General features: G+C 68.2%; 24 protein-coding genes. 8 read left to right on the top strand and 16 right to left on the bottom strand.

Translation table 11 applies throughout. The annotated features are described in order from the left end of the window. Positions 1-3 precede the first annotated feature (3 nt). From NBRGI_RS00350 to NBRGI_RS00335, 4 genes are all read right to left on the bottom strand, one after another. Positions 4-870, bottom strand: a complete 867-nt coding sequence (locus tag NBRGI_RS00350; protein WP_029892226.1) for an ABC transporter permease — start codon at positions 868-870, stop codon at positions 4-6. A 3-nt stretch (positions 871-873) separates the two neighbouring features. Beyond that, the gene (locus NBRGI_RS00345) at positions 874-1,719 is read right to left on the bottom strand and encodes an ABC transporter permease (protein WP_029892225.1); all 846 of its coding nucleotides are present in this window, start codon (positions 1,717-1,719) and stop codon (positions 874-876) included. A gap of 451 nt (positions 1,720-2,170) precedes the next feature. Beyond that, positions 2,171-3,262 (bottom strand): calcium:proton antiporter, encoded by a 1,092-nt coding sequence (locus NBRGI_RS00340; protein WP_036556800.1) that lies wholly within the window; start codon positions 3,260-3,262, stop codon positions 2,171-2,173. A gap of 112 nt (positions 3,263-3,374) precedes the next feature. Then, positions 3,375-3,782: a PPOX class F420-dependent oxidoreductase gene (locus tag NBRGI_RS00335; protein ID WP_014982143.1), complete on the bottom strand. Its 408-nt coding sequence runs from the start codon at positions 3,780-3,782 to the stop codon at positions 3,375-3,377. Positions 3,783-4,024: 242 nt separating this feature from the next. Between NBRGI_RS00335 and NBRGI_RS00330 the strand changes: the two genes are divergently transcribed. Both NBRGI_RS00330 and NBRGI_RS00325 read left to right on the top strand, forming a co-directional pair. After that, a complete protein-coding gene (locus tag NBRGI_RS00330; protein WP_029892223.1) occupies positions 4,025-5,098 on the top strand; it encodes a DUF4189 domain-containing protein in 1,074 nt (357 codons plus the stop codon). 255 nt (positions 5,099-5,353) lie between these two features. Next, on the top strand, positions 5,354-6,496 hold the full coding sequence (locus NBRGI_RS00325) for an FG-GAP repeat domain-containing protein (protein ID WP_158439731.1): 1,143 nt from the start codon (positions 5,354-5,356) through the stop codon (positions 6,494-6,496). A gap of 6 nt (positions 6,497-6,502) precedes the next feature. Here the strand turns inward: NBRGI_RS00325 and NBRGI_RS00320 are convergent, their stop codons facing one another. Beyond that, positions 6,503-7,306, bottom strand: a complete 804-nt coding sequence (locus NBRGI_RS00320; RefSeq protein ID WP_029892221.1) for a transglutaminase-like domain-containing protein — start codon at positions 7,304-7,306, stop codon at positions 6,503-6,505. 124 nt (positions 7,307-7,430) lie between these two features. Between NBRGI_RS00320 and NBRGI_RS00315 the strand changes: the two genes are divergently transcribed. Beyond that, positions 7,431-8,114: a phosphate signaling complex PhoU family protein gene (locus NBRGI_RS00315; protein WP_029892220.1), complete on the top strand. Its 684-nt coding sequence runs from the start codon at positions 7,431-7,433 to the stop codon at positions 8,112-8,114. Positions 8,115-8,133: 19 nt separating this feature from the next. Here the strand turns inward: NBRGI_RS00315 and NBRGI_RS00310 are convergent, their stop codons facing one another. Beyond that, entirely contained in the window at positions 8,134-9,042 is a 909-nt protein-coding gene (locus NBRGI_RS00310) for a LysR family transcriptional regulator (protein WP_029892219.1), read from the bottom strand. Positions 9,043-9,112: 70 nt separating this feature from the next. Here NBRGI_RS00310 and NBRGI_RS00305 point away from each other — a divergent pair, with 70 nt between their 5' ends. Together NBRGI_RS00305 and NBRGI_RS00300 are read left to right on the top strand one after the other, a co-directional pair. Continuing rightward, positions 9,113-10,303 (top strand): TDT family transporter, encoded by a 1,191-nt coding sequence (locus NBRGI_RS00305; RefSeq protein WP_029892218.1) that lies wholly within the window; start codon positions 9,113-9,115, stop codon positions 10,301-10,303. 494 nt (positions 10,304-10,797) lie between these two features. Further along, on the top strand, positions 10,798-11,529 hold the full coding sequence (locus tag NBRGI_RS00300) for an HNH endonuclease family protein (RefSeq protein ID WP_029892217.1): 732 nt from the start codon (positions 10,798-10,800) through the stop codon (positions 11,527-11,529). Positions 11,530-11,626: 97 nt separating this feature from the next. Here the strand turns inward: NBRGI_RS00300 and NBRGI_RS00295 are convergent, their stop codons facing one another. Beyond that, positions 11,627-12,073 carry a hypothetical protein gene (locus NBRGI_RS00295; protein ID WP_029892216.1) on the bottom strand — a complete coding sequence of 149 codons (447 nt, stop codon included), beginning with the start codon at positions 12,071-12,073 and terminating at the stop codon, positions 11,627-11,629. Positions 12,074-12,203: 130 nt separating this feature from the next. Between NBRGI_RS00295 and NBRGI_RS00290 the strand changes: the two genes are divergently transcribed. Then, positions 12,204-13,007 (top strand): helix-turn-helix domain-containing protein, encoded by an 804-nt coding sequence (locus NBRGI_RS00290; protein WP_029892215.1) that lies wholly within the window; start codon positions 12,204-12,206, stop codon positions 13,005-13,007. An 11-nt stretch (positions 13,008-13,018) separates the two neighbouring features. Here the strand turns inward: NBRGI_RS00290 and NBRGI_RS00285 are convergent, their stop codons facing one another. The 8 genes from NBRGI_RS00285 to NBRGI_RS00250 all read right to left on the bottom strand — a co-directional run bounded on the left by NBRGI_RS00285 (position 13,019) and on the right by NBRGI_RS00250 (position 21,959). Then, entirely contained in the window at positions 13,019-13,939 is a 921-nt protein-coding gene (locus tag NBRGI_RS00285; protein WP_029892214.1) for a LysR family transcriptional regulator, read from the bottom strand. Between the two features lie 79 nt (positions 13,940-14,018). After that, entirely contained in the window at positions 14,019-15,584 is a 1,566-nt protein-coding gene (locus NBRGI_RS00280; RefSeq protein WP_029892213.1) for a hypothetical protein, read from the bottom strand. Then, positions 15,569-16,339: an ABC transporter ATP-binding protein gene (locus tag NBRGI_RS00275; RefSeq protein WP_029892212.1), complete on the bottom strand. Its 771-nt coding sequence runs from the start codon at positions 16,337-16,339 to the stop codon at positions 15,569-15,571. The genes NBRGI_RS00280 and NBRGI_RS00275 overlap by 16 nt, the downstream gene beginning before the upstream one ends. Positions 16,340-16,405: 66 nt before the next feature. Next, on the bottom strand, positions 16,406-17,611 hold the full coding sequence (locus NBRGI_RS00270; RefSeq protein WP_029892211.1) for an FAD-dependent monooxygenase: 1,206 nt from the start codon (positions 17,609-17,611) through the stop codon (positions 16,406-16,408). 180 nt (positions 17,612-17,791) lie between these two features. Continuing rightward, complete coding sequence (locus NBRGI_RS00265; RefSeq protein WP_029892210.1) at positions 17,792-18,445, bottom strand: PadR family transcriptional regulator; 654 nt, start codon at positions 18,443-18,445, stop codon at positions 17,792-17,794. An 81-nt stretch (positions 18,446-18,526) separates the two neighbouring features. Then, positions 18,527-20,557 carry an MDR family MFS transporter gene (locus NBRGI_RS00260; RefSeq protein ID WP_029892209.1) on the bottom strand — a complete coding sequence of 677 codons (2,031 nt, stop codon included), beginning with the start codon at positions 20,555-20,557 and terminating at the stop codon, positions 18,527-18,529. Positions 20,558-20,648: 91 nt separating this feature from the next. Then, positions 20,649-21,599, bottom strand: a complete 951-nt coding sequence (locus NBRGI_RS00255; protein WP_029892208.1) for a sigma-70 family RNA polymerase sigma factor — start codon at positions 21,597-21,599, stop codon at positions 20,649-20,651. A 147-nt stretch (positions 21,600-21,746) separates the two neighbouring features. After that, a complete protein-coding gene (locus NBRGI_RS00250; protein ID WP_029892207.1) occupies positions 21,747-21,959 on the bottom strand; it encodes a hypothetical protein in 213 nt (70 codons plus the stop codon). Between the two features lie 173 nt (positions 21,960-22,132). Between NBRGI_RS00250 and NBRGI_RS00245 the strand changes: the two genes are divergently transcribed. Beyond that, positions 22,133-22,768, top strand: coding sequence for a TetR/AcrR family transcriptional regulator (locus NBRGI_RS00245; RefSeq protein ID WP_029892206.1), 636 nt, complete (start codon positions 22,133-22,135; stop codon positions 22,766-22,768). Here the strand turns inward: NBRGI_RS00245 and NBRGI_RS00240 are convergent. After that, positions 22,753-23,397 (bottom strand): TetR/AcrR family transcriptional regulator, encoded by a 645-nt coding sequence (locus tag NBRGI_RS00240; protein ID WP_029892205.1) that lies wholly within the window; start codon positions 23,395-23,397, stop codon positions 22,753-22,755. The genes NBRGI_RS00245 and NBRGI_RS00240 overlap by 16 nt on opposite strands. A gap of 184 nt (positions 23,398-23,581) precedes the next feature. Here NBRGI_RS00240 and NBRGI_RS00235 point away from each other — a divergent pair, with 184 nt between their 5' ends. After that, complete coding sequence (locus tag NBRGI_RS00235) at positions 23,582-24,964, top strand: lipase family protein (protein ID WP_029892204.1); 1,383 nt, start codon at positions 23,582-23,584, stop codon at positions 24,962-24,964. The last annotated feature ends 80 nt before the right edge of the window (positions 24,965-25,044 follow it).

Genomic DNA, 25,044 nt, shown 5'->3' with positions numbered 1-25,044 from the left:
CCGCTACCCCGTGAAACTGATCGTCGCGTTGAAGCCCCACAGCATGATGGTGAGGACCATGTCGATGGCCACGATCGCCACCGACGAGGCGCGCACCGCACGCCCGGAGGCGATGCCGACGCCCTCGGGCCCGCCGGTGGCGAAGAAGCCGTAGTAGCTGTGGATGAGGATCACGACGGTGGCGAAGATGGCCACCTTGATCACCGCGGCGACCACGTCGAACCCGGAGACGAACTGGAAGAAGTAGTGGTCGTACACGCCCGCGGATTGGCCGTGCACCAGCGTGATCAGCCCGCGGCAGGACAGGTAGGCCAGGATCAACCCGATCAGGAAGGTCGGCACGATCGAGATCGCGCCCGCGATCACCCGGGTGGTCACCACGAAGGGCACCGAGCGCAGGCCCATCGCCTCCAGCGCGTCGATCTCCTCGGAGATGCGCATGGAGCCGATCTCGGCGGTGATCCGGCAGCCGGCCTGGGCGGCGAAGCCGATGGCCGCGGCGATCGGCGCGAGTTCGCGGGTAGTGGCGTAGGCGGAGACGATGCCGGTGACCGGGCCCATGCCCAGCATGTTCAGCATGGTGAACGATTCGACCGCCACGGAAGCACCCATGACCAGGCCGAGCACGATCATCATCGGGACCGTGCCACCGCCGACGATGACCGAGCCGCGGCCCCAGGTCATATCGGAGATGATGCGCAGCGTTTCGTCGCGATAGTGCCGCAGCGTCGCGGGGATCGACGAGAGCACCTGCCAGACGAAGGCCAGCACGAAGCCGAGCGCCTCGAACCGGCGCAGGATCAAGCCGCGGCGGCGATAGAACCGGGAGAGTTTGCCCAGTCCCTTGGGCACGTAGGTCGATGCGGACATGGCTCAGACCAGCCTGGTGGGCAGGAACATCTCGACGACCTGGGTGACGCCCAGGTTGACGATCGCGATCGAGACGACCGACAGCACGACCGCCGCGTTCACCGCGTCGGCGACGCCGCGCGGTCCGCCCTTGGCCTCCAGCCCCCGCTGGCAGGCGATGACCACCACCAGGAAGCCGAACAGCGCCGCCTTGAGCAGCGACACCCACACGTCGGCGACGGTGGTGAACGAGCCGAAGGTCGCCCAGTAGCTGCCCGGGGTGACGTTCTGGCCGCCGACCGCGACGGCGTAACCCGCGACGATGCCGACGAAGATGATGAGGATGTTGAGCAGCGGCGCGACGAAGATCATCGCGACCAGCCGCGGAATCACCAGGCGCGGCACCGGGCTGATGCCCATGGTGTTGAGCGCGTCGATCTCCTCGCGGATCGTGCGCGCGCCCAGGTCCGCGGCGATCGCGGCGGCGCCCGCGCCGCCCAGCAGGAAGCCGGTGGCCAGCGGCGCGCCCTGTTTGATCACGCCGAGCCCGCCGGTCGCACCGAGCAGCGAATCCGCGCCGAGGGTATGGATGAGGTTGCCGACCTGGATCGAGACGATGACGCCGAACGGGATCGCGATCAGGATCGCGGGAATCGCGGTGACGGTCACCAGGCGCCACGCCTGTGTGATCGCCTCGCGCCATTGGAACTGACCGCGCGCGATGCCGGAGACCGCGCCGGTCGCCGATTCGCGTGCGATGTCCACCGCGCGGCCGAAGGTGCGCAGTGACGAGACGACCGTGTCGGAGAAGTTCTTGCGGACGACGCGGACGGCAGAGGCGCTCGAGCGAGCCCGGGTCACCGGCGCCACGCGGGGCCCCGGCCGAACAGGTGTGTCTCGAGTTTCAAAGTCGCACTCTCCATGATGGGCGTCACTGCCACCATGAAGCTATCGGTGACGATAGGTAACAGTAAAGCCGGTCACGGTGTGAGCATCGCCTCTAAAACGCTTGCTGGCAGCTAGCACCCGCCGCAGGTCAAAGGCTCAACTTGGAAGTAAATCCGCATTCCGAAACGAGTTATCAGCACAGATCGGCTATCACGGTGATCCACACCACTTAGCTCAGCTAACACTAAGCAAGATCACGACACGGTCACGAGAACCGGAAGTTCAGCGAAAAAGACAAGCCGGACGCCTGACCTTTCGACCGAATGGCCCGAGTCGGACAACAGTCAGCACACCCGAAGGGAAAGACCGAGATCCCAGAACGGGACGAATCGAGGCAGCGGAAGCTCCACCGCGGGTGAGTCGAGTCACATCCCTACGGGCTGGCGGCCAGGAAAACGAAGGCCGAGAACAGGGCCAGATGCACCCCGCCCTGCAGCAGCGTGGCCCGGCCGGGCACCACGGTGAGCGTGCCGACGACCACGGTCAAGCCGAGCAGCACCATCTGGGTGGCGCCCAGTCCGAGCACCAGCGGACCGTCCAGCCAGATCGTCGCCACGGCGATCACCGGAATGGTCAGGCCGATGCTGGCCATGGCCGAACCGAGGGCGAGATTGAGGCTGATCTGCACCCGATCGCGGCGGGCCGCATTGAACGCGGCGAGCGTCTCCGGCAACAGCACCAGCAGTGCGATCACCACGCCGACCGCCGAGGGCGGCAAGCCGGCCGAGGCCACGGCCGATTCGATGGACGGCGAGACCACCTTGGCCAGCCCGACCACGCACACCAGCGCGACGAACAGCAGTAAGAGGCTGAGCAGCGCGACCTTGGCGGTCGGCCGCGTGTCGTGCGCGTCGTCGTCGGTCACCACCCCGTCGCCCTCGACGGGGAGGAAGTCGTCGGGGTGCCGGACCGTCTGCACCATGACGAACAACCCGTACAGCGCGAGCGAGGCGACCGCGGCGAAGGCCAGCTGCGCGGCGGAGAACTCCGGCCCCGGCGTGCTGGTGGTGAAGGTCGGCAGCACGAGGCTGAGCGTGGCCAGTGTCGCCACGGTGGCCAGCGCGGCGCCGGTGCCTTCGGCGTTGAACACCGCGACCCGTCTGCGCAAAGCGCCGACCAGCAGCGCGAGACCGACGATGCCGTTGCAGGTGATCATCACCGCGGCGAACACGGTGTCCCTGGCCAGCGAGGCGGCCTTGTCGCCACCCGAGATCATGAGCGTGACGATGAGCGCGACCTCGATGACGGTCACCGCGACCGCGAGCACCAGCGACCCGAACGGCTCCCCGACCCGGTGCGCGACCACCTCCGCGTGATACACCGCCGCGAGCACCGCACCGATGAGGGCGGCGGCCACCACGATCACCGCCGCACCGGACAGACTTCGGCCCCAGGTAAGCGCCAACGCGACAGCGGCGAGCAGTGGAATGACAAAGGTCCAGCGTTCGGTCAACACACGGATCATGAGATCCATCGTTCCAGCAACCGATCCGCACACAGGTCAGAGCGGTACCGGTGGGCGTTTTGCCGGTTTTTGGACGCCCTCCCGGCCCCAGCAGAGGCCGAGAGGGTACGGGTCAGTGGTCCTGCAGGGCGTACCCGCTCGCGCCCGTCGGCCGGACCGCGATGGCTACCCGGTCCTTCGCGTCCGGCGGTACCACCGGGCCGCGGCCGTAGCGTTCGGCCAGGCGGCTGTAGAGGGCGCCCTCGGGATCGTCGTCGACATGGTCGACCACGCCGCGCACCTCGATGTAGCGGTAGGGATTGTCCGGGTCGAAGATCGAGATCGAGACGCGCGGCTCCTGGGCCAGGTTCTTGAACTTCTGCCGAAAGTTGGTGTGGGTGAACCAGATGTACTCACCGTCCCACACGAACCACATCGGGTTCACCTGCGGTGCGCCGTCCGGCCGGGTCGTGCCCAGGCTCGCGTAGATCGGGCGCTCCAGCAAGTCGCGGGCTTTCTCCGGGATCTCGTACGTCGTCATGCACTCTCCAGTCTTGTGCGGTCTGCGGAACCTGCTCAGGTCACCGGAGGGTATGACATCGGCAGAGACCGTTTTCTTCCGTGCCGCGCCCGCATTCATCCCAGGTCTACGCATCGCAGGTCGGCAGCGGGTATTTTCAGCTCGGCCTGATAATTCGTGCCCCCATTGGCGGGGGCAGATTCCCTGGCGGCGAGCCGATACCCTGGCTCCGCCTCTATCGAGACGACCAGCAGCGGGAGCTCATGTCATACCCACCCGGCCAGTACCCCGGGCAGCCTTACGACCCGAACGCTCAGCCGAAACCGGCCGAGGGCGGACAGCAGGCTCCCGACCAGCAGCGTTCGGATCCGACGATGCTGAATCCGGCGCATCACTCCGGTCCGGGATACCAGCAGGTACCACCCGCCGATCCCACCCTGCTCAATCCGATGAGCCAGCCCGATCCCGGCTACCGCCCGGTGCCGCCGTCGGATCCGACCCTGCTGAACCCCGTCAGCCAGGCCGATCCCGCCTACCAGCAGATGCCGCCCGCCGATCCCACCCTGCTCAACCCGATGAGCCAGCCGCAGTACGGTCAGCCCTACGGGCCGCAGGGACAGCAGTATCCGTCGGTGCCGCAGTACCAGCAGCAACCGCCGCAGTATCAACAGCCGCAGTATCAGCAAGCGCCGCAGCAGTTCGCGCCGCAGCAGGGCGGGTTCCCACCCGGTCCCCCGCCCGGCCAATACCCACCGCAGTACGGACCCGGCGGTTCCGGTTCGGGTGGTGGTGGTGGAAAGATCCTCGCCGCAATCGGTTCGGTGCTGTTCACCGTGCTCGTGATCGCCGGCATCATCGGGCTGAAGGTGTGGAAGAACAACGAGAAGCAAGACCGCTACGAGCGGAGCGCGAGCGCCACCACCAGCCAGTCCGCCGCGGGTTCCATCGACTCGTCCACGACGCCGAGCACCCGGCCGAGCGCCAAGGTGCCGCCGCCGACCACGGCACCGCCGACCACCACGCCCAAGGCCACGACCACGTGGATCGCCGCGACCTACAACGAGGCGTCCAGCGAGGTGCACTGGGCCACAAGCACACTCAGCCAGGAAGCCGCGTCCGCGAAGGCGCAGCTCGCCTGCGGTCCGTCCTGCCAGGAGCCGGTCTGGTCGAAGGACGGCTGCGTCGCGTTCGCCTTCGGCCAGAACAACGGCTGGGGTTCGGACTGGGGCGTCACCATCGACGAGGCCCAGGACAAAGCCGTCGCCCGCGCGCAGAGCGCCTGGAACATCCAGGGCCCGTTCAAGTTCTGGTCGAAGTGCGCCAAGGACCAGGGCTGAGCTGGTCCAGGCCGGCGCGCGTGCGGCGACGGTAGTACCGGCGAGTGTGCGGACACACTGCGGCGATTGGGCATCGTGTCCGATCCGGCGACCGCGGGTAGTGCACTGTGCGAAAAGCGTTTTGGGCACAGTGCCGCAAAGGTGCACCCGCGGATCCGGCAATCCCACGAATCGCCGAAAATGCGGCCTTCCGAATGTGATACGCGCCATAGAGTCCTGGTCCCCCGCATTACTCTCAGCACACCAGGACATCTCATGCCTACTGCATCCCTCCGTCCGCGCGGCGTCGTCATCGCCGCGGCCGCAGCACTCTACCTAGCCTTCCCTGCTTCCGCCCAGGCCGCGGGAGCGATCAACTTCGCACCGAAGGTGGATTCCCCTTCCGGTGGCCAGTTTCCGTCATGGGGGCCGGGTCCCTCGCCGATCGGCACAGTCACGGCCGATTTCAACGGTGACGGCAAAGCCGATATCGTCGCGGCCGATTTCCAAGGGGCGGGGCCGGTCCTGATGACCGGCAAGGGGGACGGCAAGTTCAACAGCGGCACCAGGGTGGGCGATGTCGGCATCGGATTCGGCGCGGTGGCCGCGGGCGACCTGAACGGGGACGGAAAACCCGACGTCGTCGCGCAGGCCTGGACGACCATCGCGACCTTCCTGAACAACGGCAACGGCACCTTCGCCGCCGCCGAGAAGTACACGACACTCGAAGGCGCACAACAGGAAGTGATCGTCGCCGACGCCAACGGCGACGGCAAGGCCGACGTGCTGAGCCTCGTGCCCACCGGCGTCAAGACCTGGATCGGCAAGGGGGACGGCACCCTCGACGGCGGATCGACCAGCTCGGTGCTGGGCACCCCGTCGGCCTTCACCGTCGGAAAGTTCAACTCGGACAACAAGATAGACATAGCGATCAACAACACCGTGTTGCAGCAGGTGCAGATCTTCACCGGCAACGGCGACGGCAGTTTCGCCCGCCGCGACGCGAGCACCTCCGGCCTCATCACCGAGGACGTCCGGGCCGGCGACTTCGACGGCGACGGTATCGACGACGTCATCTCCGCCGACTCGTTCTCGTTCAGCACCACGCTGCTGCTGTCGAACGGTCAGGGCGGATTCAAGAAGACCGACCGGGTCGCGCTGTCGGGACTCGGCCCGACCAGCATCGCGGTCGCCGACTTCGACAAGGACGGCAAGCTCGACGCCGCGATGTCGGCGGTGCTCAACTCGAAGATGGTGATCTTCGCCGGCACCGGCGGATCCATCAGCAAGACCGGTGAATTCGACGTCACCTCCCAGCCGCAGACACCCGCGGTCGCCGACTACGACGGCGACGGCAAGCTGGACATCGTGGTGGCGGGTAGCGCGAACGCCGTGTCGTTCTTGAAGAACATCAGCTGAGCGAGGTCACCAGACCGAGGTCGGGGTGACGTTGTCGTCGAACGGGAGGAAGCCGTCGACGGTCGCGTTGACCTGGAGACTGTTCACCCCGATCTCGCCGCCGTGGTTGTCGAGGAAAGCCACGTCGGAGGCGTCGCGGCCGGTGGCGATGCGCACCAGCGTGGAACGCGGGGCCAGGCCGGTGGCATCGAAGGCGCGCCAGATCCCGTCGACGTAGGCCTCGGCGACCGCGTGGAAGTCCATCGGCACACAGCCCGGCGCGTAGACCGACACCACCCGGGCGGGCACCTTGACCGCGCGCAACAGCGCGACGACCAGATGCGCGAAATCACGGCACACGCCGGCACCGGACAGCAGCGTCTCCACCGCACCGTCGATGGGGTCGCTGCTGCCCGCGACGTAGCGGATCCGCCTGCCGACCCACGCCGACACCTCGGCGGCCAGTTGCGTGCTCGGTGTGGCCGAACCGAATTCGGTATTGGCGAAGCCGAGCAGCTTGTCCGATTCGGCGAAGCGGCTGGGGCGCAGATACAGCGCGAGATCGTAATCGGAAGGACTGTCCGGCAGCGCGGTGCCGAGCACGGTCGCGGTGTAATGGGCGCGTAGGGTGCCCGGGCCGACCGAGAATTTGTGGATCCGGGTGCCGTGCGGTCCGAAGATCTCCCACGGCGTGACCGACCGGCCGTCGAGCTCGAACACCAGCGATTCGTTCAACTCCAGATTCGGGTGCCGGGCCGCGGCGATCTGGAATTCCAGGGTCGTCGGCGCGGTGATCGCCACCTCCAGATGAGCCGACACATCGCGCTGCACAGCTCAATCCTGCCAGCTGCGGTCGTGTACTCGGTGGTATTCGCGGCCGACGGGTACCGAGTCGGCATCATATAGGCGGTCAATTCGTGGCCGACAGGGGATTCATGTGCCCAGGCGCGCGGATATGGGCGAGAATTTGCGCGTGCGAACCCAGTTCACTCGCGAGCTCGTCGCTTTGACCAATGATCTGACTCTCATGTGCCGACTCACTCACGACGCTACGGAGCGGATGACCGACGCGCTCGTCGGGGCGGATCTCACCGCGACCTACGAGGTGTTCGCACTCGACGAACAACTACAGGGGATGTACGGCGCGTGCGAGGCGAGAACCGTAGTGCTGCTCGCGCTGCAGGCGCCGGTAGCCCGCGACCTGCGCCACGTGGTCACCGCCATTCAGATCGCGACCGAACTGTCCGGCATCGGCACCCTGGTGAGCAAGGTCGCCGATCAGGTGTATCAGAGCCATCCGGGACATGTTGCGCCGCAAGCGGTGCTGGACATTCTCGCCGCGATGGGCAGGCTCGCGGCCGCCCGCACCGCGGCGAGCGGCGCGGCCGTCGCGACCGGCCGTCAGGATTCGGGCACCGAACCGGAATCAGGCAGCCAAGCCATGGAAGTGCTGCATCAGCAATTGCATACGGCCCTGGCAGATCCGGCGTCGGCTCAGCCGACCACGTCGGCGATCGCCCTCGCGCTGCTCGCCAACCAACTCGAGCGCTGCGTCGATCACACTGCCCGGATCGATCGGCTGATCCGTTTTCTCGACACCGGCGTGCCGCCGACCGCCCAGCCCGCCGACTCGGCGTGAGCGCACCGCGCACCGGCGCTCAACCGCTGCGGCGGGCGATCGTGTAGAGCTCGCGTGCGGGTCCGGTGAGCCGATGGCCGGTCGGCCAGACCGCGCGCAGCGTGCGGGTCAGGTCGAGATCGGTGACAGTGGGCGAGACCAGGGTGCCCGCGCCGAGCTCGGCGGCGACGGCCAGCGAGCTGAGCACCGCCGGGCCGGCACCCGAGGCGACGGCTGTCTTGATGGCCGTCGTCGACGACAGTTCCAAGGCGACGTCCGGTGTCCATCCTGGTAGCCGCCGAGTTACCGCGTGCTCGAACCAGTTTCGGGTGCCCGAGCCCGCTTCCCGTTGGATCAGCGGGGTTTCGGCGAGTTCGGCGAAGCCGACCGTGCCGCGCCGGGCCCAGCGATGTGCGGGCGCGACCACCACGACGAGCCGGTCGGTCGCGACCGCGTGCGACTCCAGACCGCGGAAACTCTGTGGGCTCTCCACGAATCCGATGGCCGCCTTGCTGTCGAGCACCTGCTGCGCGACCTCGACCGAGTTGCCGGATTCGAGCGCGATGGCGGTGTCGGGCGCACTGGCCCGCAGTTGCATGAGCCAGCCGGGAAACAGATATTCGGCGATGGTCTGGCTCGCCGCCACGCGCAGGTGCGACGCGCGTTCCGCGCGGAGCGTGCCGATCCCGGCGTCGAGTTGCTCGGCCGCGCGCACCACGGCCCTGGCCCATTCCGCGATGAGTGAGCCGGCCGGAGTGGGCCGGGAACCGAGCGTGCTGCGTTCCAGCACGGGCACCCCGACCAGTTGCTCCAGATACCGGATGCGCGAGGACGCGGACGGCTGGCTGATGCCGTGCTGCTGCGCGGCGCGGCCGAGGCTGCCCAGCTCGATCACCGAAAGCAGCAGGTCGAGGGCGGCCAGGTCGGGCACGCGCGGGGACAGGGGCATAGAACGAGTCTATGCATGCATAGGCACACGGCCGCTACCTGACATGACAACCGGGGACCAGGCTGGAGGCATGACCGCCACCCTGACCGTCCGTTCCGCAGCCGCGCGGCACGTGGTCGACGAACTCGACCAGCGCCGGTCCGTCCGGAAGCCGTCCGCGCTGCGGCAACTCGGCCCCAACTGGTTCGCCGCCGTGATGGGGACCGGCATCGTCGCCAACGCCGCGGCCACTTTGCCGTTGCGCTTCCCCGGACTGCGGGGTGCCGCGACAATCGTGTGGGCGCTGTCCGCCGCGCTCCTCGTGCTGCTGAGCGTGGCATGGCTGACCCTCCGGGTGCGGTTTCCCGACAACGCCCGCGACCATCGCGATCATCCGGTGATGTCGCAGTTCTTCGGTGCGCCACCGATGGCCCTGCTGACCGTCGGCGGCGGCACCCTGCTGCTCGGCAGCGATGTGATCGGGCTGCCCGCGGCACGGGCGATCGACTGGGTGCTGTGGATCGCGGGCACCGTGCTCGGACTGCTGTCCGCCGTGGCCATTCCCTATCGCATGTTCACTCGGCACCGGGTCGAGGCCGACGCCGCGTTCGGCGGCTGGCTGATGCCGGTGGTACCGCCGATGGTGTCGGCGGCGATGGGCGCCTTGCTCGTCCCGCACACTCCCGCGGGCCAGCCACGGCTGAGCATGATCCTGGTCTGCGTGGCGCTGTTCGGGCTGAGCCTGATCGCCGCCCTGGTCACCATCACCATGATCTGGTCCCGGCTGGTACACCACGGCGTCCCCGCGGCGGGCATGGTGCCCACCCTGTGGATCGTGCTCGGTCCCCTCGGTCAATCCGTCACCGCCGCAGGGTTGCTCGCCAACGCCGCCCCGACCGCGCTGCCCGACCTCTACGCCAAAGGGCTGCTGGCGTTCTCGGTCATCCTCGGCCTCGCCGTCTGGGGTTTCGCGATGCTCTGGCTGACCCTGGCGCTGGCCGTGACGGTAAAGACCTGTCGCGCAGGCGCATTGACCTTCAACCTGACCTGGTGGGGTTTCACCTTCCCGCTCGGCACCTGCGTCACCGGCAGCACCGTGCTCTACAGCCACACCGGCGCGGACCTTTTCGCGGTCGTCGCGGTGCTGCTGTATCTGGTGCTGGTCGCCGCGTGGGCGGTGGTCGCGGCACGCACCGCTCGCGGCGTGCTGGACGGATCGCTGCTGCGCCCGGCGGCGCTCACTGCAGCAGCGGAAACCGCCCGGACCGGAGCAGCCCGCTGATGCCGTCCATTTTCGCCTGCGCTCGACGAACCGGTGACGATGTCCGAGCCACCCATCGAGCGGTACATCCGTATACGTCCAGTAGATATGACAGTCAGGCTGAAATGATCCTGAGAAAAGTCCCGAATCAGCGACCGCGACTTGCCAAGATCACTCCCCATTATCTACTGTCCTAATACGTAGAACACCCCCTGAACATCACGAGCTAGCTCGCCCAGCGCGGTTCGACACCTCGGGACCTCCCTCATCAGCCCCGTGGTGTCGGTGTGTGCGGAATCGGGACTGGACATCCTTCCGCATCGCCGCACTTCGCGGTCGCAGTGACTCGTGATCCGCCACCCCCGAGTCGGCGCCGGCACGGCGACTCGGGGGTGGCTTTTTCTTTCAAGGGCCCAGCTGTGCGGAAAGTCATATAGGGCAATCACTTACGCCACCTCGGCCGCCGGATACGTTGGCGGCCGTTATAGTTCAGGTGGTTGGCGTTAGGAAGCTCGATGAAGTTCACAGCACAGCGACTCGCTTTGATCGTCTTGGCGATCGTGACATTCATCGGAGTCTCCTACTACTACGTGAACCGGGTGGAACCGCCGAAGGCGAACGCGCAGTGCGAAACCGGATCCGCCCAGGTCTGCGCCGACGCACCGGCGAGCATGCCGAGCCGCGACGCGCTGGCCCTGCTCGACACCGTCCGCGTCGCCGGGCGTGCCCCCAAAACCGGTTACACCCGTGAGCAATTCGGCCCCGCCTGGTCCGATGACGTGTCAGTACCCGGCGGACACAACGGTTGCGGCACCCGCGACGACATCCTGCAGCGTGATCTCATCGACGTCACCTTCAAGGACACCAAGCGCTGCGTCGTGGCCACCGGCACCCTCAACGATCTCTACACCGGTAAGACGATCAAATTCGTGCGCGGGCCCAAGACCTCGGACGACGTGCAGATCGACCACATCATCGCCCTCTCGGACGCCTGGCAGAAAGGCGCGCAACAGCTTTCCGCCGAGCGCCGCCGCGACCTGGCCAACGACCCGCTGAACCTGCAGGCCGTCGACGGCCCGACCAACCAGTCCAAGAGCGACTCCGACGCGGCCAGCTGGCTGCCGCCGAGCAAGGGCTACCGCTGCGCCTACTTGACCAGGCAGATCCAGGTCAAAGCGGCGTACCAGCTCTGGGTGACCCAGGCCGAGAAGGACGCCATGACACGCGAACTCGGCACCTGCCCCTGATCAGTCCATACCGACGGCGACCTTGCCGAACGGGTCGCCGTCGCGAAAGTGGCGGCACATCAACCGCGCAGCGGTTCCAGCTGATCGGCGGTGCCGCTCATCGCACGCCCTCGATGAACTGGTGGTCGGTCAGGATCCGGCCCTCGGCGTCCAGGCCGATCACATCGAAGCCACCGCCCGCGATCGCGCCGTCCGCCTTCGCCACCATCACCCAGCTGAGGCCGATCAGCCCGGCGGGCAACGGGATCGCCGGTGCCGGCACCGCGAACTCGTAGTCACCGGACGCGACGAACAGCTCGTAGGCCCGAGTCACCCGGCGCGACAACGCCGCATAGCCGCGCACCTCCAGCGCGGGCAGCGCGAACTGCAACCGCTGCACCTGCTCGCGCATCTCCACCGGCGGATCGACCAGCACCTGGACTCCGGTGGGCGCGAAGAATTCCCGGATGCGCTGCTCCCGGGCCTCGGGGTCCGATTCGTTCCACAGCGCGGCGAACTGCTCGGCGAAGGTAGCCAGTTCTCTTTCGTTCATCTGCTTGCTCATGGCACAGAGCTTTGCCGTCACGGCGATACCGCGCGATTCCCGGCAGGGAATAGCCGAATCCCTGCCCAGATGCTCGCGCCATACCCTCCGCGGAATCGCGGACCCGCAGGGCGCAGACCAGACTGAGCCCATGACAACGGCGATCGAGACCCCCGGATTCGCCCGGCAGTTGAAACATTGGCGGACCCTGCGCGGGGTCAGCCAGCTGGACCTGGCGATCCGGGCGGACACCACGCAGCGGCACCTGAGCTTCCTGGAACAGGGGCGGTCACGACCGGGCCGCACCATGGTGGTGCGGCTGGCCGAATCGCTGGAATTGTCGCTGCGGGAACGCAACGCGCTGCTCCTCGCCGCGGGGTACGCGCCCGCCTTTCCCGAATCCGCACTGGACACACCGGAATTGGGTCCGGTTCGTGAGGCGCTGACAACGATCCTGGACGGCCATCGGCCCTATCCCGCGCTGGTGGTGCGCCCGCACGGCATCCTGTTCGCCGCCAACGACGCGTTCGCCGTGCTCACCGAGGGCGCGGCGGACGCACTGCTCGAGCCGCCGGTCAACGTGCTGCGGCTCGCGCTGCATCCCGACGGGCTCGCGCGACGCGTGGTGAACCTGCCCGAGTGGGGCAAACACGTGACCGAGGCACTGAACGGCCGCCTCGCCCGCAGTCCCGACCCGGCGCTCGAAGAACTCGTCCAAGAGCTGGAAGGCTATCTCCCGCAGGCCGAACCGGGTCCCGACCACCTCGGCTTCGCGGTCCCGCTGCGGCTGCGCAGCCCCGACGGCGAACTACGGCTCATCACCACGCTGACCTCGTTCGCCACGGCCACCGACATCACCCTGGCCGAGCTACACCTGGAGGCCTTCCTCCCCGCCGACGAGCAGACGGCGCAGATCCTGCGCAGGCGCGCGGCCCAGGAGTACGGACCGCGCTGAGCGCCACGCGGTCACCACGTGCGGGCGGCGCGGCGGAGGTGGGTGTGCACCAGATCGACGTGGGGCAGGGTGGTGCCGGGCCGCCGGACGAGGAAACCGGTATTGATCGGCGGGTCCGACGGCTCCAGGAGCGGGACCAGGGCTCCTGAATGCAGTTGTGGCGCACAGAGGTAACGGGGCAGCACACTGATGCCCGCACCCGCCGCGACCGCGGCGACGACGGCTCGCAGGTCGGCGACGACGACCGCCGCCGCCGCGGTCAGGCGGATGCCGAAGACATGCCGCCAATAGCGGCGCAGGATCGGCAGATCGGCGGCATAGCTGACCAATGGCAGACCGGACAGCGCGGCCGGGCCGTCCGCGCGCAGCCGGTCGAGATCGATGCGCGCGGCCAGCGCCGGAGCGGCGACCAGGATGAATTCCTCGTCGATCAACGGCTCGGCGAGGACGGTGCGCCCCCGCGGGCGGACCGTCGAGACCACCAGGTCGTAGTGTCCGGCCCGTAGACCTGTCAGCAGTTCCTCGGAGAGTCCGGCGGTCACGGTCAGCCGGACACCGCGTCGGATCAGCGGCGCCAGCGCCGGAAGGGCCTGCACCGCCAGCATTTCCGCGGGCCCGGCCAGCCGGACCGGGGGCTGCGGCGCAGCGGCCGCGGGATCGGCGGGCCCGGCGACGGCCGTCAGCGCGTCCATCGGCTCGGCGATGCGCGCGGCCAGTTCGGCGGCCGCCGCGGTCGGCGCGACGCCCCGCGGCAAACGCTCGAACAGCTGCTGCCCCAGCCGCTTCTCCAGCGCCTGCAACTGCGCGGTCACGGTCGGCTGCGACAACCCCACCAGCCGCGCGCCGGCGGTGATCGAACCCGCCCGGTGCACCGCGAGGAACGTGCGAAGCTGATTCAGATCCAAGTTGCCATCGGGATCCCTATCGCTCACCCGGCCAGTCTATTGCCGGGCCGATGTGAGCCGCGTCGTTGCGCCCCGCTACGGCGTGTGGGGACGCAGCAGAGGTGCGTCAGCGGGGGCGCAGCGTGGTGAGCAACTCAGGACCGCGGGTAGTCAAGCGGTGCTCGGCGATGCGGGCACCGAAGAAGATCGCGGCCAGGCCGGTCGCGATGCCGACGGGAACCGCCAGCCATTCCACCGGTTCCCATTCGGTCAGGTAGCCGATGATCAGGACGGCCAGCACCGGCAGTAGGGCGACGAACTGGCCGAAGATCATGGCCACCTGGACGAGCATCTTCGCGCAACCGGGATTGCCGGAGCCGGAGAACGGGTTACCCGTCCGGGGCGGCAGCGGGTACGGCGCGAGCACGGACAGGATGAGGGCCGAGCAGACGCCGACGCCGAGCGCGGCCGCGTACAGCGACAGCACCCACGGATAGACGCCCCAGCGTCCGAGGGCACCGGGCAGGACGAGGGCGAGCAGCAGCGTGGGCACGCCGATCACGACGAGCAGGGCGAGCAACCGGCCGCGCACGTCGGCCCGCGCCGCGCCGGGCGTGATCAGGGTTTGCCACAGCGCGGTGCCGTCGTAGCCGTAGAGGTTGGCGCCGGCCAGCGCGGCGAATGCGGCGGAGGTGACGCCGGCGAACGGTACGCCGCCGGCACCGCTGCCCTGCACCGCGGGAAACACCGGCATCAGGACGCCGACCACCAGCACCGGCAGCAGTGTGGCGCGGCGCCTGCTGTCGCGGGACCAGGCGCGCAGTTCCTTCACGAGCACCGCGCCGACGGGTCCGCCCTGGCGAACCCGGCCGAGCAACCCACCGCCCGCCGACCCGCCGACCGAGTTCATCGGCGCGGCCAGCCGCCGCGCGAGCAGCACCGACCACGCCTGCCACAGGCCGAGCGAGACCAATACGAGGCCGAGCAACGGCAGCGCCGCGAGCACCCAATTCCCTTGGGCCGCAGCTTCGACCGCGACGGCGGCCCAGCCCGACGGAAGCAGGCGCACCGTGTCGGCCACCGCGGGCGGCACGTCGCGGAGCGCACCGACATGCGACAGCAGCCAGCTCATCGGGTAGTAGGCCAGCCCGAGCAGCCCCGCGACGAGCACGCCGAGGTCTTTGCCGCGCCGAGACCGCATCGCGGCCCCGACCCAGGCGAGCACCACCCTGGACAGCAGCACGACGAACACGAGCTGCAGCACCACCCCGAACACCGCGACGACCGTTGCCGCGACTCCCGATCGGGCCGCGAGCAGCACGAGCCCGCTGAACGCGACGAGATTCAGCACCGGTGCGGGCCCGGCGAACGCGGCGGCGAGCAAGCCGGTGGCCAGCTGCCGATGGCTGAGCGGCAGCAGGCGCAGATGCTCCGGTTGCACCGTCTCGTCACTGCTGCCGAACAACACCGGCCCGCACAGCCAGCCGAGCGTCCATATTCCGAAAAGCGTTGCCGCGATGGTGATGCCGCGGTCGATCTCGCCATCGCGGACCGCGAATCCGATCAGGGCCGCGGTGATGATCGCGAAGCAGAGTCCGATCACGATGCCGATGACAAAGGTGACGCCCTGCCAGCCGTTGGTCAGCGATCGTTTGGTGAGCAGCAGCCGCAGCCGGATCAGGACGCCAGCCACGACAGCCCGTCCTCTCCCCCGACCCGGCCGCCGACCAGCCGAACAAAGGTCTCTTCCAACGTGTTCTGGCCGCGCACCTCGTCCAGCGTGCCCGCGGCGACCACCCGTCCCCCGGTGATCACCGCGACGCGGTCGCACATGTTCTCCACCAGCGCCATCACGTGACTCGACAGCACCACAGAGCCGCCTGCCCCGACGAAGCGTTGCAGGATCGTGCGAATCGTGCTCGCCGACACCGGATCCACCGCTTCGAACGGCTCGTCGAGCACCAGCAGTTTCGGTCCGTGCAGCAGCGCGGTGGCCAGCCCGATCTTCTTGCGCATGCCCGCGGAGTAGTCGACGACGAGAGTGCCTTCGGCGCTGGTCAATTCGAACACCGAGAGCAGCTCGTCGGCGCGCTCGGCGACGATGCGCTCCGGCATACCGCGCAACAGGCCGGTGTAGGTGAGCAATTCGCGCCCGGTGAGCCGTTCGGGCAGCGCGAGCCCGTCCGGCAGCACACCGGCCAGCGTTTTCGCGCGCACCGGGTCGCCCCAGACGTCGGCCCCGAAGATCTCGGCCCGCCCGCCGTCGGGCCGTAACAGCCCGCAGGCCATCGACAGCGTCGTTGTCTTGCCCGCCCCGTTGGGGCCGACCAGGCCGAAGAACGAACCTGGCGGCACCACGAGACTCACGTTGTCGACCACCCAGGGTCCGCCGAAGCGTTTGCACAGGCCGGCCAGGTGTAATGCGGGCTGATGGTCAGGATGTTGCACAGGTCCCCTAGGTCGTTTCGGTGGCTTCCCAGGGTACGGACCACCAGCCCGCGCGGTTCGAACCGATCAGCCCGCGGGGGCGAGTTCCCGCTGCACCGGCGCGTCCCAGTCGATCCGGTACCGGAAATTCAGGCCCTGGGTCTTCTCCGGGTTCATCGCGGTCTTGAGCATGATCGGCATGAGCAGGTTCATGATCTTGCGCCCCACCGGCCCCGGCGTCTTGCTGTGGTTGATCTTCGCCGCGGCGGCCGTGATCCGCTCGACGCGCTCCCGGCGCAATTCCTCGTAGGCGACGAATGCCGCTCTGGGCGTGGGCAAGTCACGCAGACAACGAGCCAGCTGGACCGCGCTCTCGATTGCCAGCGACGCGCCCTGCCCCGAGCTGTTGGACGGCGCGTGCACCGAATCGCCGACCAGCACCATGCGGCCCCGCCACCAGTGCGGCACCGGCGGCATGATGTGCAGCGCCCCGGTGATCTCCAACTGTTCCTCGGTGGTGTTGCGCGCGAGTTCACCGCCGGGCGTGTCGTCGCCGTAGACGTCGCGCAAGATACCGAGCCAGTGCGCCGCCGGGAGCGCACGCGCCTCGGTGAGCGACATGTACTGCTTGCTCGGCAGATTGACGCCCCACATCACCCGGCCGTCCGGTGTCTTTCCGTACAGGTAATAGGCCCGCTTGCCGAACGCGAAGGTCATCGTGTCCGGCGCGATGTCGGCGCTGCACTCGGTGATCGCGCCGAACCCGAGCATGCCGGTGTAGTCCGGTCCGGGCGCGTTCGGATCGATCAGGCCGCGCACCGTCGAGCGGATGCCGTCCGCGCCGATCAGCACATCGGCGGTGGCGGTGCTGCCGTCGGTGAAGCGGGCCGTGATGCCGGACTCGTCCTCGACCACATCGACCAGACGCTTGTCGTATTCGAACGCCACGCCCGCTTCGACCGCGTGATCGTGCAGCACGCGGTGCAACTCGCTGCGATCCACCACGTGCAACGCCATACCGGGGATCCCCGGCACGGTGTAGGACTTGCCGCCGACTGAGAGGCTCTGCCCGGTCACGGGGTAGGCGATGGCGCGGACGGCCTTACCCGCGCCGATGATATCCAGTGCGGCAATGCCGTTCGGCGCGAGCGCGAGGCCGCTGCCGATGTTGTAGGACGGGCCGGGATAGGCCTCGTAGACGCGGGCCTCGATGCCGGCTTTGCGCAGCGCGGTCGCGGCGACCGGTCCGGCGATGCCGCCGCCGATGACCAGTGCGGTTCGTATTTCGGACATAGGTGTCTCCAGGGTTGTGTCGCGGATTTTCGAATCCCCGAACCGACCCGTGCACCACGCACCCCGTTATCCTGTGGTTGCCAGCCTTGTAGCCGGGTGCGCGCATGCGAGCACGGTTCGAGACTGTTCAATCGGGCTCGGCGGCGGTGTTGCCGCACCCCGCCGAGCTCGGTCTCGGAATCAGATCTGCCAGTCCAGCTTCTCCTTCACTGCGGCGATGGCGTCGGCGGCGCAGAAGCCGCCCGCGTGGATCTGCCGCCACCAGTCCACGCCGTCGAATGTGCCGGAACGGATCTCGTCGCGGAACGAACGCGCCCATGCGACTTCGGCTTCCAGCATCGCGACGCCGTATTCGGTCTCGATGGTGAACAGCCGGGGCAGCTTGCTCGTCGCGAGCTTGTCGAGTTCGCCGCGCACGGCAGCGATGGCGCGATCGAGCGCTTCGATGCGTTGACCGAGCAACTCGACCACCTCGTCAGGGGGCAGCACCGAAAGCACGGACAGGCCCGCAACGAACCGGTGCTGCTCGGGCTCCGGCTCGGCGACCAATTCCCTGGTCCAGTCGGTGAGTTCGGTACGGCCCGGCTCGGTGATGCGGTAGATCACCCGTTCCGGTCGCGCACCGTCGCGCTCGCTGCCGACGATCTCCAGAAAGCCGGCCTTCTCCAAGCTCTGCACGACCGTGTAGAGCGAGCCCCACTTGATCGCCATGTCCTGGTCTTTGCCGTGTTCGCGCAGGGTCTGCGCGATCTCGTAGCGGTGCATCGGCCGCTCCATCATCACCGAGAGCACGGCGAGTGCGAGCAGGTTGTTCACCTTCCGCTTCGTGGCCATCGCACCTCCTTACTCGTCTACGAATATACGTGTGCGAGCATTAGTCCGGCAAGGGGATAGCCCGCTCGGATCCGATGGTGTTCAGGCGCGCGTGTGCTCGCGCTCGGCCGCCTCCTGTTCGAGCAGCTTGCCCGCGAGATTGTCCAACGCCTGGTCGAACAGCGCGCGATCGGCAGGGTCGTCGTTGTTCCAGTCGACCAGCCGGGTATCGAGCCAGCGGCGCCAAGCCGCTTTGAGCCGGTTCAGCTCGGCCTGTCCGTGCTCGGTCAGCCGCAGTTCGCGACCGTCGTCCACCAGATAGCCGCGCTCGGCCACCTTGCGATAGATCGGCTCGAGCACGTCGTCGGGTAGTTTGTGCGCCTGCGCGATCGCGTCCAGCGTGGCCGCGCCTCCGGCACGATCGCGCAGGTAGACCTGGCCGAGCGCCCACGCCTCACCGCGACTCAGCGTGCTGCCCGCGTCCGCGAGAATCCGCGGCCCGAGCGGCCGGTCGTCGTCCTTGCGCATGGTGCCCGCGATCGCGCGTTCCAGCTGCACCACGCGGTCGGCCGAATCCGGCACCGAAAAGCCTTCGCCCACATCGCCCGCGCTCACCCGGGCGCTGTCGCGCAACGGCACCTCTTTGAGGAACCAGGCGACGACGAAGCCGACCAGCGCGACCGGCACCACCCACACGAACACGTGATCAATGGTGTCGGCGTAGGCGTCGATGATCGGCGCCGCCACGTCTTTCGGAACCGCTTGCAGCGACTGCGGATTCGCGGCCACCTCGGGCGAGACCACCTTTGCCTCCAGCAGCGCCGCGCGCAGGTTCGGGCCGATCTCGTTGCTGTACAGGGTGCCGAAAATGGCTGTGCCGAAGGTACTTCCGAGGGTGCGGAAGAAGGTGACGCCGGAGGTGGCGGTGCCGAGCTGGGCGTACGGGACGGTGTTCTGCACGACGATGGTGAGCACCTGCATGGTCAGGCCGATGCCCAGGCCGAGCACCATCATGTACAGCGACTCTTCCCAGATGCCGGTGTCGCGGCCCATGGTCGACATCAGATACAGCCCGAGCGCCATCACCAGCGTGCCGACGATCGGGAAGTACCGATAGTGCCCGGTCTTGCCGACCACCTGGCCGGACAGGATCGAGGTCACCAGCAGGCCGGCCACCAGCGGCAACGAGCGCACGCCGGACATGGTGGCCGAAACCCCGTCCACGTATTGCAGATACGCGGGCAGATAGGTGATCGAGCCGAGCATGGCGAAGCCGCAGATGAAACTCAGGATCGAGCACACGGTGAAGACTCGGCTGCGGAACAACCCCATGGGCAGCATCGGTTCTTTCGCGCGCAGCTCGACGGCCACGAACGCCGCGAACAGCACCGCCGAGGCGACGAAGAGGCCAAGGATGGTCGGCGAACCCCACGGGTACTCCTGCCCGCCCCACTCCAAGCCGAGGATCAGCGTGGAAACCGCCACGGCGACCAGGCCGATGCCCGCATAGTCGATGATCGGCTTGACGGCGGCGCGCACCCGCGGAATGGTGCGCGCGGACATCGCGATCATGATGATCGCGACCGGCACGTTGACGTAGAAGCACCAGCGCCAGCTCGCGTGGTCGGTGAACAACCCGCCGAGGGTCGGGCCGATCACCGTGGTGACGCCGAACACCGCGCCCAGCGCGCCCTGGTACTTGCCGCGCTGGCGCAACGGGATGGTGTCGGCGATCAGCGCCATCGCGGTGACCATCAGCCCGCCGCCGCCGATGCCCTGGATCCCGCGGGCCACGATCAGCATGGTCATCCCGTTGGCCAAGCCCGCGATCATCGAGCCGGCGATGAAGATCAGCGCACTGAGCTGGAAGATCAGCTTGCGCCCGAACAGGTCACCGAGCTTGCCCGCCAGCGCGGTGGCCACCGCCTCGGCGAGCAGGTAGGCCGTGACCACCCAGGCCATGTGCCCGGCTTCGCCGAGGTCGGCGACGATCGTCGGCAGCGCCGTCGAGACGATCGTCTGATCCAGTGCCGCCAGCAGCATGCCGAGCACAATCGTGGCGAACACGAGGTTGATCTTCGCCCGGCTCATCGGCTCGGGGGTTTTCTCGGCGACAGCGACTGCACCGGTCATTGCCTCAGTATGCGGCGAGACGCCGCTGCTGTCCGTCCAGCGACACGGCAGCGACGCCCGGCGAACTCGCCTCCGCCGGGCGTGCCGGGGCTCAGCCGAGCAGTCCCTCCAGCGCCCGCGCGCGGGTCGCCTGCCGCAGCTTGGCCAGGCCCTTCGCCTCGATCTGCCGGGCCCGCTCGCGGGAGACCCCGTAGACCTTGCCGATCTCGTCGAGCGACTTCGGATCGCCGCCGTCCAGGCCGAAACGCAGGGCGAGCACCTCGGCTTCGCGCCCGGCCAACCCGGCGAGCACTTTGTCGAGGTGACCGCGGACCGACGTGGCCAACGCCACTTCGGCCGGATCCGGCGCGGTGTCCGCGATGAGCTCACCGAACTCGCCCGCGTCGTCGCCCAGCGGGGTGTGCAGCGAGATCGGCTCGCGCGCATGGTCGAGCACCTCGCGCACCTTGTCCTCGGTCAGGTCCAGCTCGGCCGCGATTTCGGCCGCGGTGGCGGCGCGCCCGAGCTGCTGGGTCAGCGCGCGCTGGGCCCGCGTCACCCGGTTGAGCACCTCGACGACGTGCACCGGAATCCGGATCGTGCGGCCCTGATCGGCCAGCGCACGGCCGATGCCCTGCTTGATCCACCAGGTCGCGTAGGTGGAGAACTTGAGACCGCGATGGTGATCGAACTTCTCCACCGCGCGCATCATGCCGAGGGTGCCCTCCTGCACCAGATCGAGCAGGGACATCCCGGTGGGCAGCGGGTAGCGCTTGGCGATGGACACGACCAGGCGCAGATTCGCCTCGACCATATGGTCCTTGGCTCGTTGCCCCTCGGCCACCCGGCGCTGCAACAGCCGGCGTTTCGCGACGTCGAGTTCGCCCTGCTCGGCCAGGCGCTGTGCGGCCTGCACACCCGCCTCGATCCGGGTGGCCAGCTCGACCTCCTGCGTCGCGGTGAGCAGCGGGGTGCGGCCGATGAGCCGCAGGTAGTCCTTGATCGGGTCCTCGGAGACGGTGCCGCCGAACGGAGCGGGGCGAGCGGTGCAGTACGTGGTCACGGTGGGTCCTTCCGAGGGAGCGGTGCCTGGTCGGCGGTGCGTTCCGCCTCAATGCGAACGCCGGGATCGAGTCGAGACTTCCCGGAGGAGGACTCGATCCCGGCGTTCACCCGGCAAGACGGGTCGGGCTGGCGGGGCTGTGGACGCTCAGCCGCGACCGGGAATACGCAGCGGACGCTGCGGGGCCGCCCGGAAGGCGCTCTGGTGCCGCGGCTGTCCGCCCGTCCGGTCGAGGCGCGCCGCGCCGGGGAACCCGTTGGTGCGCCGGCTCTTTCGCGTCTTACCCGGGGCCGTCTCGGTCGGCGCGAAGCGCCGGAGGACGGCGTCGATGGTGGTCTGCGCGGTGGTCTTGTCGGCCATGGTGGCTGTTCCCTTTCGGTCGATGGTGGTGCTGGTACGGGCCGAGGTCGCTACGACAAGTCCGTGATTCAAGGCGGTGCTGCTCCTTCGTTCTCGTTGACGAAGACAAAGTTAGAACAGACCTAAAAATATGTCAAGCATAAATTTTGGTCGGTATCAGTTATGGTGTCTGCATGACCACAGAGCAGATGGGCCTTCGAGACCGGAAAAAGCTACAGACCAGGGAGAACATCTCCGATCAGGCGACCAGGCTGTTCCTCGAGCACGGCTTCGACAAGGTCACGATCGCCGACGTCGCGGCCGCCGCACAGGTCGCCAAGATGACGGTCACCAACTACTTCCCGCGCAAGGAGGACCTCGCCCTCGACCTGCGCGACGTGTTCGTCGACCAACTCGCCCGCGTCGTGCGCGAGCGCGAACCGGGCCAATCCGCGCTGGCAGCCCTGCGCGCCGCCTATCTGACGGCGGCGACCGAGCAGGACCCGGTCGCAGGCTTCTCCGGCCCCGAGTTCGCCGGCATGATCGCCGACAGCCCGGCACTGCTCGCTCGGCTCCGCGAATTCCACGACGACCGGCAACAGGCGCTCGCCGACACCTTGGCCGCCGAAACCGGAGCGGCCGCAACGGATATCACGCCCCGGGTGGCGGCAGCCCAGCTGGGCGGGGTGCACCGGGTGCTGTTCGACGAGACCATGCGGCGCACCCTCGCCGGGGAGTCCAACGACGAAATCGCCGCGGCGCTCATCGAATACATCGGCATCGCGTTCGACACGCTCACGCCGTCACTAGCGGACTACGCGGTGCGCTGATCCGGCCCCTCCAGCATGGCCAGCGCCATCGGCACCAGCACGTCCACCAGTTCGCCGACCGGAGGGCGCGGGTCGGCGAGCACCCACTCGTGCGCCAAGCCGTTGATCGCACCGATGAGCGCGCTTGCGCCCCAAGCGGTCCCGCCACGAATGCGGGCGCCGGGGGCCACCCGCGGCACGACGGCGGCCTCGAGCAACTCGGCCCACGCGTGCCGTCGTTCCCGGCGGTGCCGCTCCATCCGGTCGCTGACGCCGACCACCTCGATGAAGGCGACCTTGGCGCGGTACGGGTCGGAGCCGATCGAACCCAGATAGGCCGAGACCACCGCATTCATCGCGGCGGTCATATCGGCGCCCGGATCGAGTTCGGCCAGCGCCGGGAGCAGCGCCACGGCGGCCTCGTCCTGAATCCGATCGTAGGCGGCGACCAGCACGTCCTCCCGGGTCTGGAACTCCTCGTAGAACTGCCGCTTGGACAGTGCCGCCGCGGTGCAGACGTCGGCCAGCGAGCAGTTCGCATAGCCGCGTTCGGCGAATATCCGCGTCGCCGCGTCGAGGAAGCGCTGACGCCGTTCCGCCTTGCGCTCCGTGACGGCGCGTCCGCCGTATTGCCTACCCACGATGGTCACCCTGCCACCGTATCCGAGCGCGCACCGGACCAGCGGTGACCAGCGCGGGGAAGGTCTCATCGCGCGCTGGTTGTGATCCGGGTCATGACTGTGCATACTCGACACCATTCTGAAACCAATCGGGATCACATATGGCTCCGAGCAACAAAGAGGTTGGTCTGTGGTTACTCCGCGCACGCGCACGATGAAGTTGGTCGCGGCCCTCGCCGTGCTGGCGGCCGGGCTGCCGGTCGCCCTCGCCGGGCAGGTCGCCGCCGAACCGGGCCCGCCCCCGGTCGCGCCCGCCCTGCCGTTCCCGATTCCACCGATGCCGCCCGGTTTCGATCCCGCGTTCTATCGCCCGGCCCCGGACGCGTTCGCCGATCTCGCGCCCGGGCAGCTCATCGCGGCCCGGCAGGTGCATGTGGCGAATCTGTCGCTGATCCCGGTCAACGTGGACGCCTGGCAGCTGTCGTACCGCTCGACCAACACCCGCGGCGAACCCATCGCCGCAGTGGCCACCGTGCTGAAGCCGCGCGGCTACGTGGCAGACCGGCCGCTGTTCTCGTATCAGATCGCCGAGGACTCCACCGGCAACTACTGCATGCCGTCCTACCAGTTGCAGATGGGTTCCATCCCGGCGACGATCACCGGATCGGTCCTGGTCGCCGCCCAGTTCCTGGAGGTGCAGGCGGCCCTGGCACAGGGCTGGGCCGTGGTGGTACCGGACCACCAGGGGCCCGATTCCGCCTATGCCGCAGGACCTTTGGCGGGTCGGATCACCCTCGACGGCATCCGCGCGGCGGAGAACTTCGACCCGATGCAGCTGTCCGGCACCGCGACCCGGGTCGGCCTGATGGGCTACTCCGGCGGCGCCATCGCCACCGGTCACGCCGCCGAACTGAAGCAGAGCTACGCACCCGAACTCAACGTCGTCGGCGTGGCCGAGGGCGGCATCCCCGCCGACCTGTCGGCCGCACTGAAGATGGCCAACGGCAACCTGTCCGCCGGGTTGATCTTCGCCGGCGCGCTCGGCGTCTCCCGCGAGTACCCGGAGCTGCGCGATTTCCTGGACGAGAACATGAACGGCCTCGGCAAACTGATGATGGCGGCCAAGGAACAGCTCTGCGCGAGTTACCAGTCGATCTTCTTCCCGTTCGCGAACAACATCGGCATGCTCGCCGCGAATCCGTTCACCGATCCGAAAGTCACCGCGGTGCTGGACAAGACCAAGATGGGCAAGGCCGTCCCGGACATGCCGATGTTCATGTACCAGGCCAACCCGGACTGGTTGATCCCGGTGGGACCGGTCAACGAACTCGTCGACTACTACGCCCAGGACCCGAACGCGCGCGTCGAGTACGTCCGCGACCACTTCAGCGAGCACCTCACGCTCGATCCGATCGCCGCGCCCCGCGCCCTGCTGTGGCTGGCCGACCGGTTCGCAGGCAAGCCGGTGGCGACCGGCGTGCACACCTCCGACGTCGGCTCGATGATGCTCGACCAAGCGACCTGGCAGGTGTGGGGCGAGACGGTCGGTACCGTGCTGGCGGCCGCGTTCCAGCAACCGATCGGCAGCGGTCGCTGAATGCCGTTAGCTGCCACTGAAATCCCTGTTAGGCGGCGCTGAACCCGGCCCGGAAAGTGACCGGGATCACTTCCTGTCTG

This window comes from Nocardia brasiliensis IFM 10847 (genome assembly GCF_000710915.1).
Taxonomy (GTDB): Bacteria; Actinomycetota; Actinomycetes; order Mycobacteriales; family Mycobacteriaceae; genus Nocardia; species Nocardia brasiliensis_A.
This window is presented reverse-complemented; position numbering and strand designations above follow the sequence as displayed.

What these genes read in the sequence shown, in the direction of transcription:
- NBRGI_RS00350 (WP_029892226.1), bottom strand. Translation starts at nt 870, where the DNA reads ATGTCCGCATCGACCTACGTGCCCAAGGGACTGGGCAAACTCTCCCGG.
- NBRGI_RS00340 (WP_036556800.1), bottom strand. Translation starts at nt 3,262, where the DNA reads ATGATCCGTGTGTTGACCGAACGCTGGACCTTTGTCATTCCACTGCTC.
- NBRGI_RS00335 (WP_014982143.1), bottom strand. Translation starts at nt 3,782, where the DNA reads ATGACGACGTACGAGATCCCGGAGAAAGCCCGCGACTTGCTGGAGCGC.
- NBRGI_RS00330 (WP_029892223.1), top strand. Translation starts at nt 4,025, where the DNA reads ATGTCATACCCACCCGGCCAGTACCCCGGGCAGCCTTACGACCCGAAC.
- NBRGI_RS00325 (WP_158439731.1), top strand. Translation starts at nt 5,354, where the DNA reads ATGCCTACTGCATCCCTCCGTCCGCGCGGCGTCGTCATCGCCGCGGCC.
- NBRGI_RS00315 (WP_029892220.1), top strand. Translation starts at nt 7,431, where the DNA reads ATGGGCGAGAATTTGCGCGTGCGAACCCAGTTCACTCGCGAGCTCGTC.
- NBRGI_RS00310 (WP_029892219.1), bottom strand. Translation starts at nt 9,042, where the DNA reads ATGCCCCTGTCCCCGCGCGTGCCCGACCTGGCCGCCCTCGACCTGCTG.
- NBRGI_RS00305 (WP_029892218.1), top strand. Translation starts at nt 9,113, where the DNA reads ATGACCGCCACCCTGACCGTCCGTTCCGCAGCCGCGCGGCACGTGGTC.
- NBRGI_RS00300 (WP_029892217.1), top strand. Translation starts at nt 10,798, where the DNA reads ATGAAGTTCACAGCACAGCGACTCGCTTTGATCGTCTTGGCGATCGTG.
- NBRGI_RS00295 (WP_029892216.1), bottom strand. Translation starts at nt 12,073, where the DNA reads ATGAGCAAGCAGATGAACGAAAGAGAACTGGCTACCTTCGCCGAGCAG.
- NBRGI_RS00290 (WP_029892215.1), top strand. Translation starts at nt 12,204, where the DNA reads ATGACAACGGCGATCGAGACCCCCGGATTCGCCCGGCAGTTGAAACAT.
- NBRGI_RS00270 (WP_029892211.1), bottom strand. Translation starts at nt 17,611, where the DNA reads ATGTCCGAAATACGAACCGCACTGGTCATCGGCGGCGGCATCGCCGGA.
- NBRGI_RS00265 (WP_029892210.1), bottom strand. Translation starts at nt 18,445, where the DNA reads ATGGCCACGAAGCGGAAGGTGAACAACCTGCTCGCACTCGCCGTGCTC.
- NBRGI_RS00260 (WP_029892209.1), bottom strand. Translation starts at nt 20,557, where the DNA reads ATGACCGGTGCAGTCGCTGTCGCCGAGAAAACCCCCGAGCCGATGAGC.
- NBRGI_RS00250 (WP_029892207.1), bottom strand. Translation starts at nt 21,959, where the DNA reads ATGGCCGACAAGACCACCGCGCAGACCACCATCGACGCCGTCCTCCGG.
- NBRGI_RS00245 (WP_029892206.1), top strand. Translation starts at nt 22,133, where the DNA reads ATGACCACAGAGCAGATGGGCCTTCGAGACCGGAAAAAGCTACAGACC.
- NBRGI_RS00235 (WP_029892204.1), top strand. Translation starts at nt 23,582, where the DNA reads ATGAAGTTGGTCGCGGCCCTCGCCGTGCTGGCGGCCGGGCTGCCGGTC.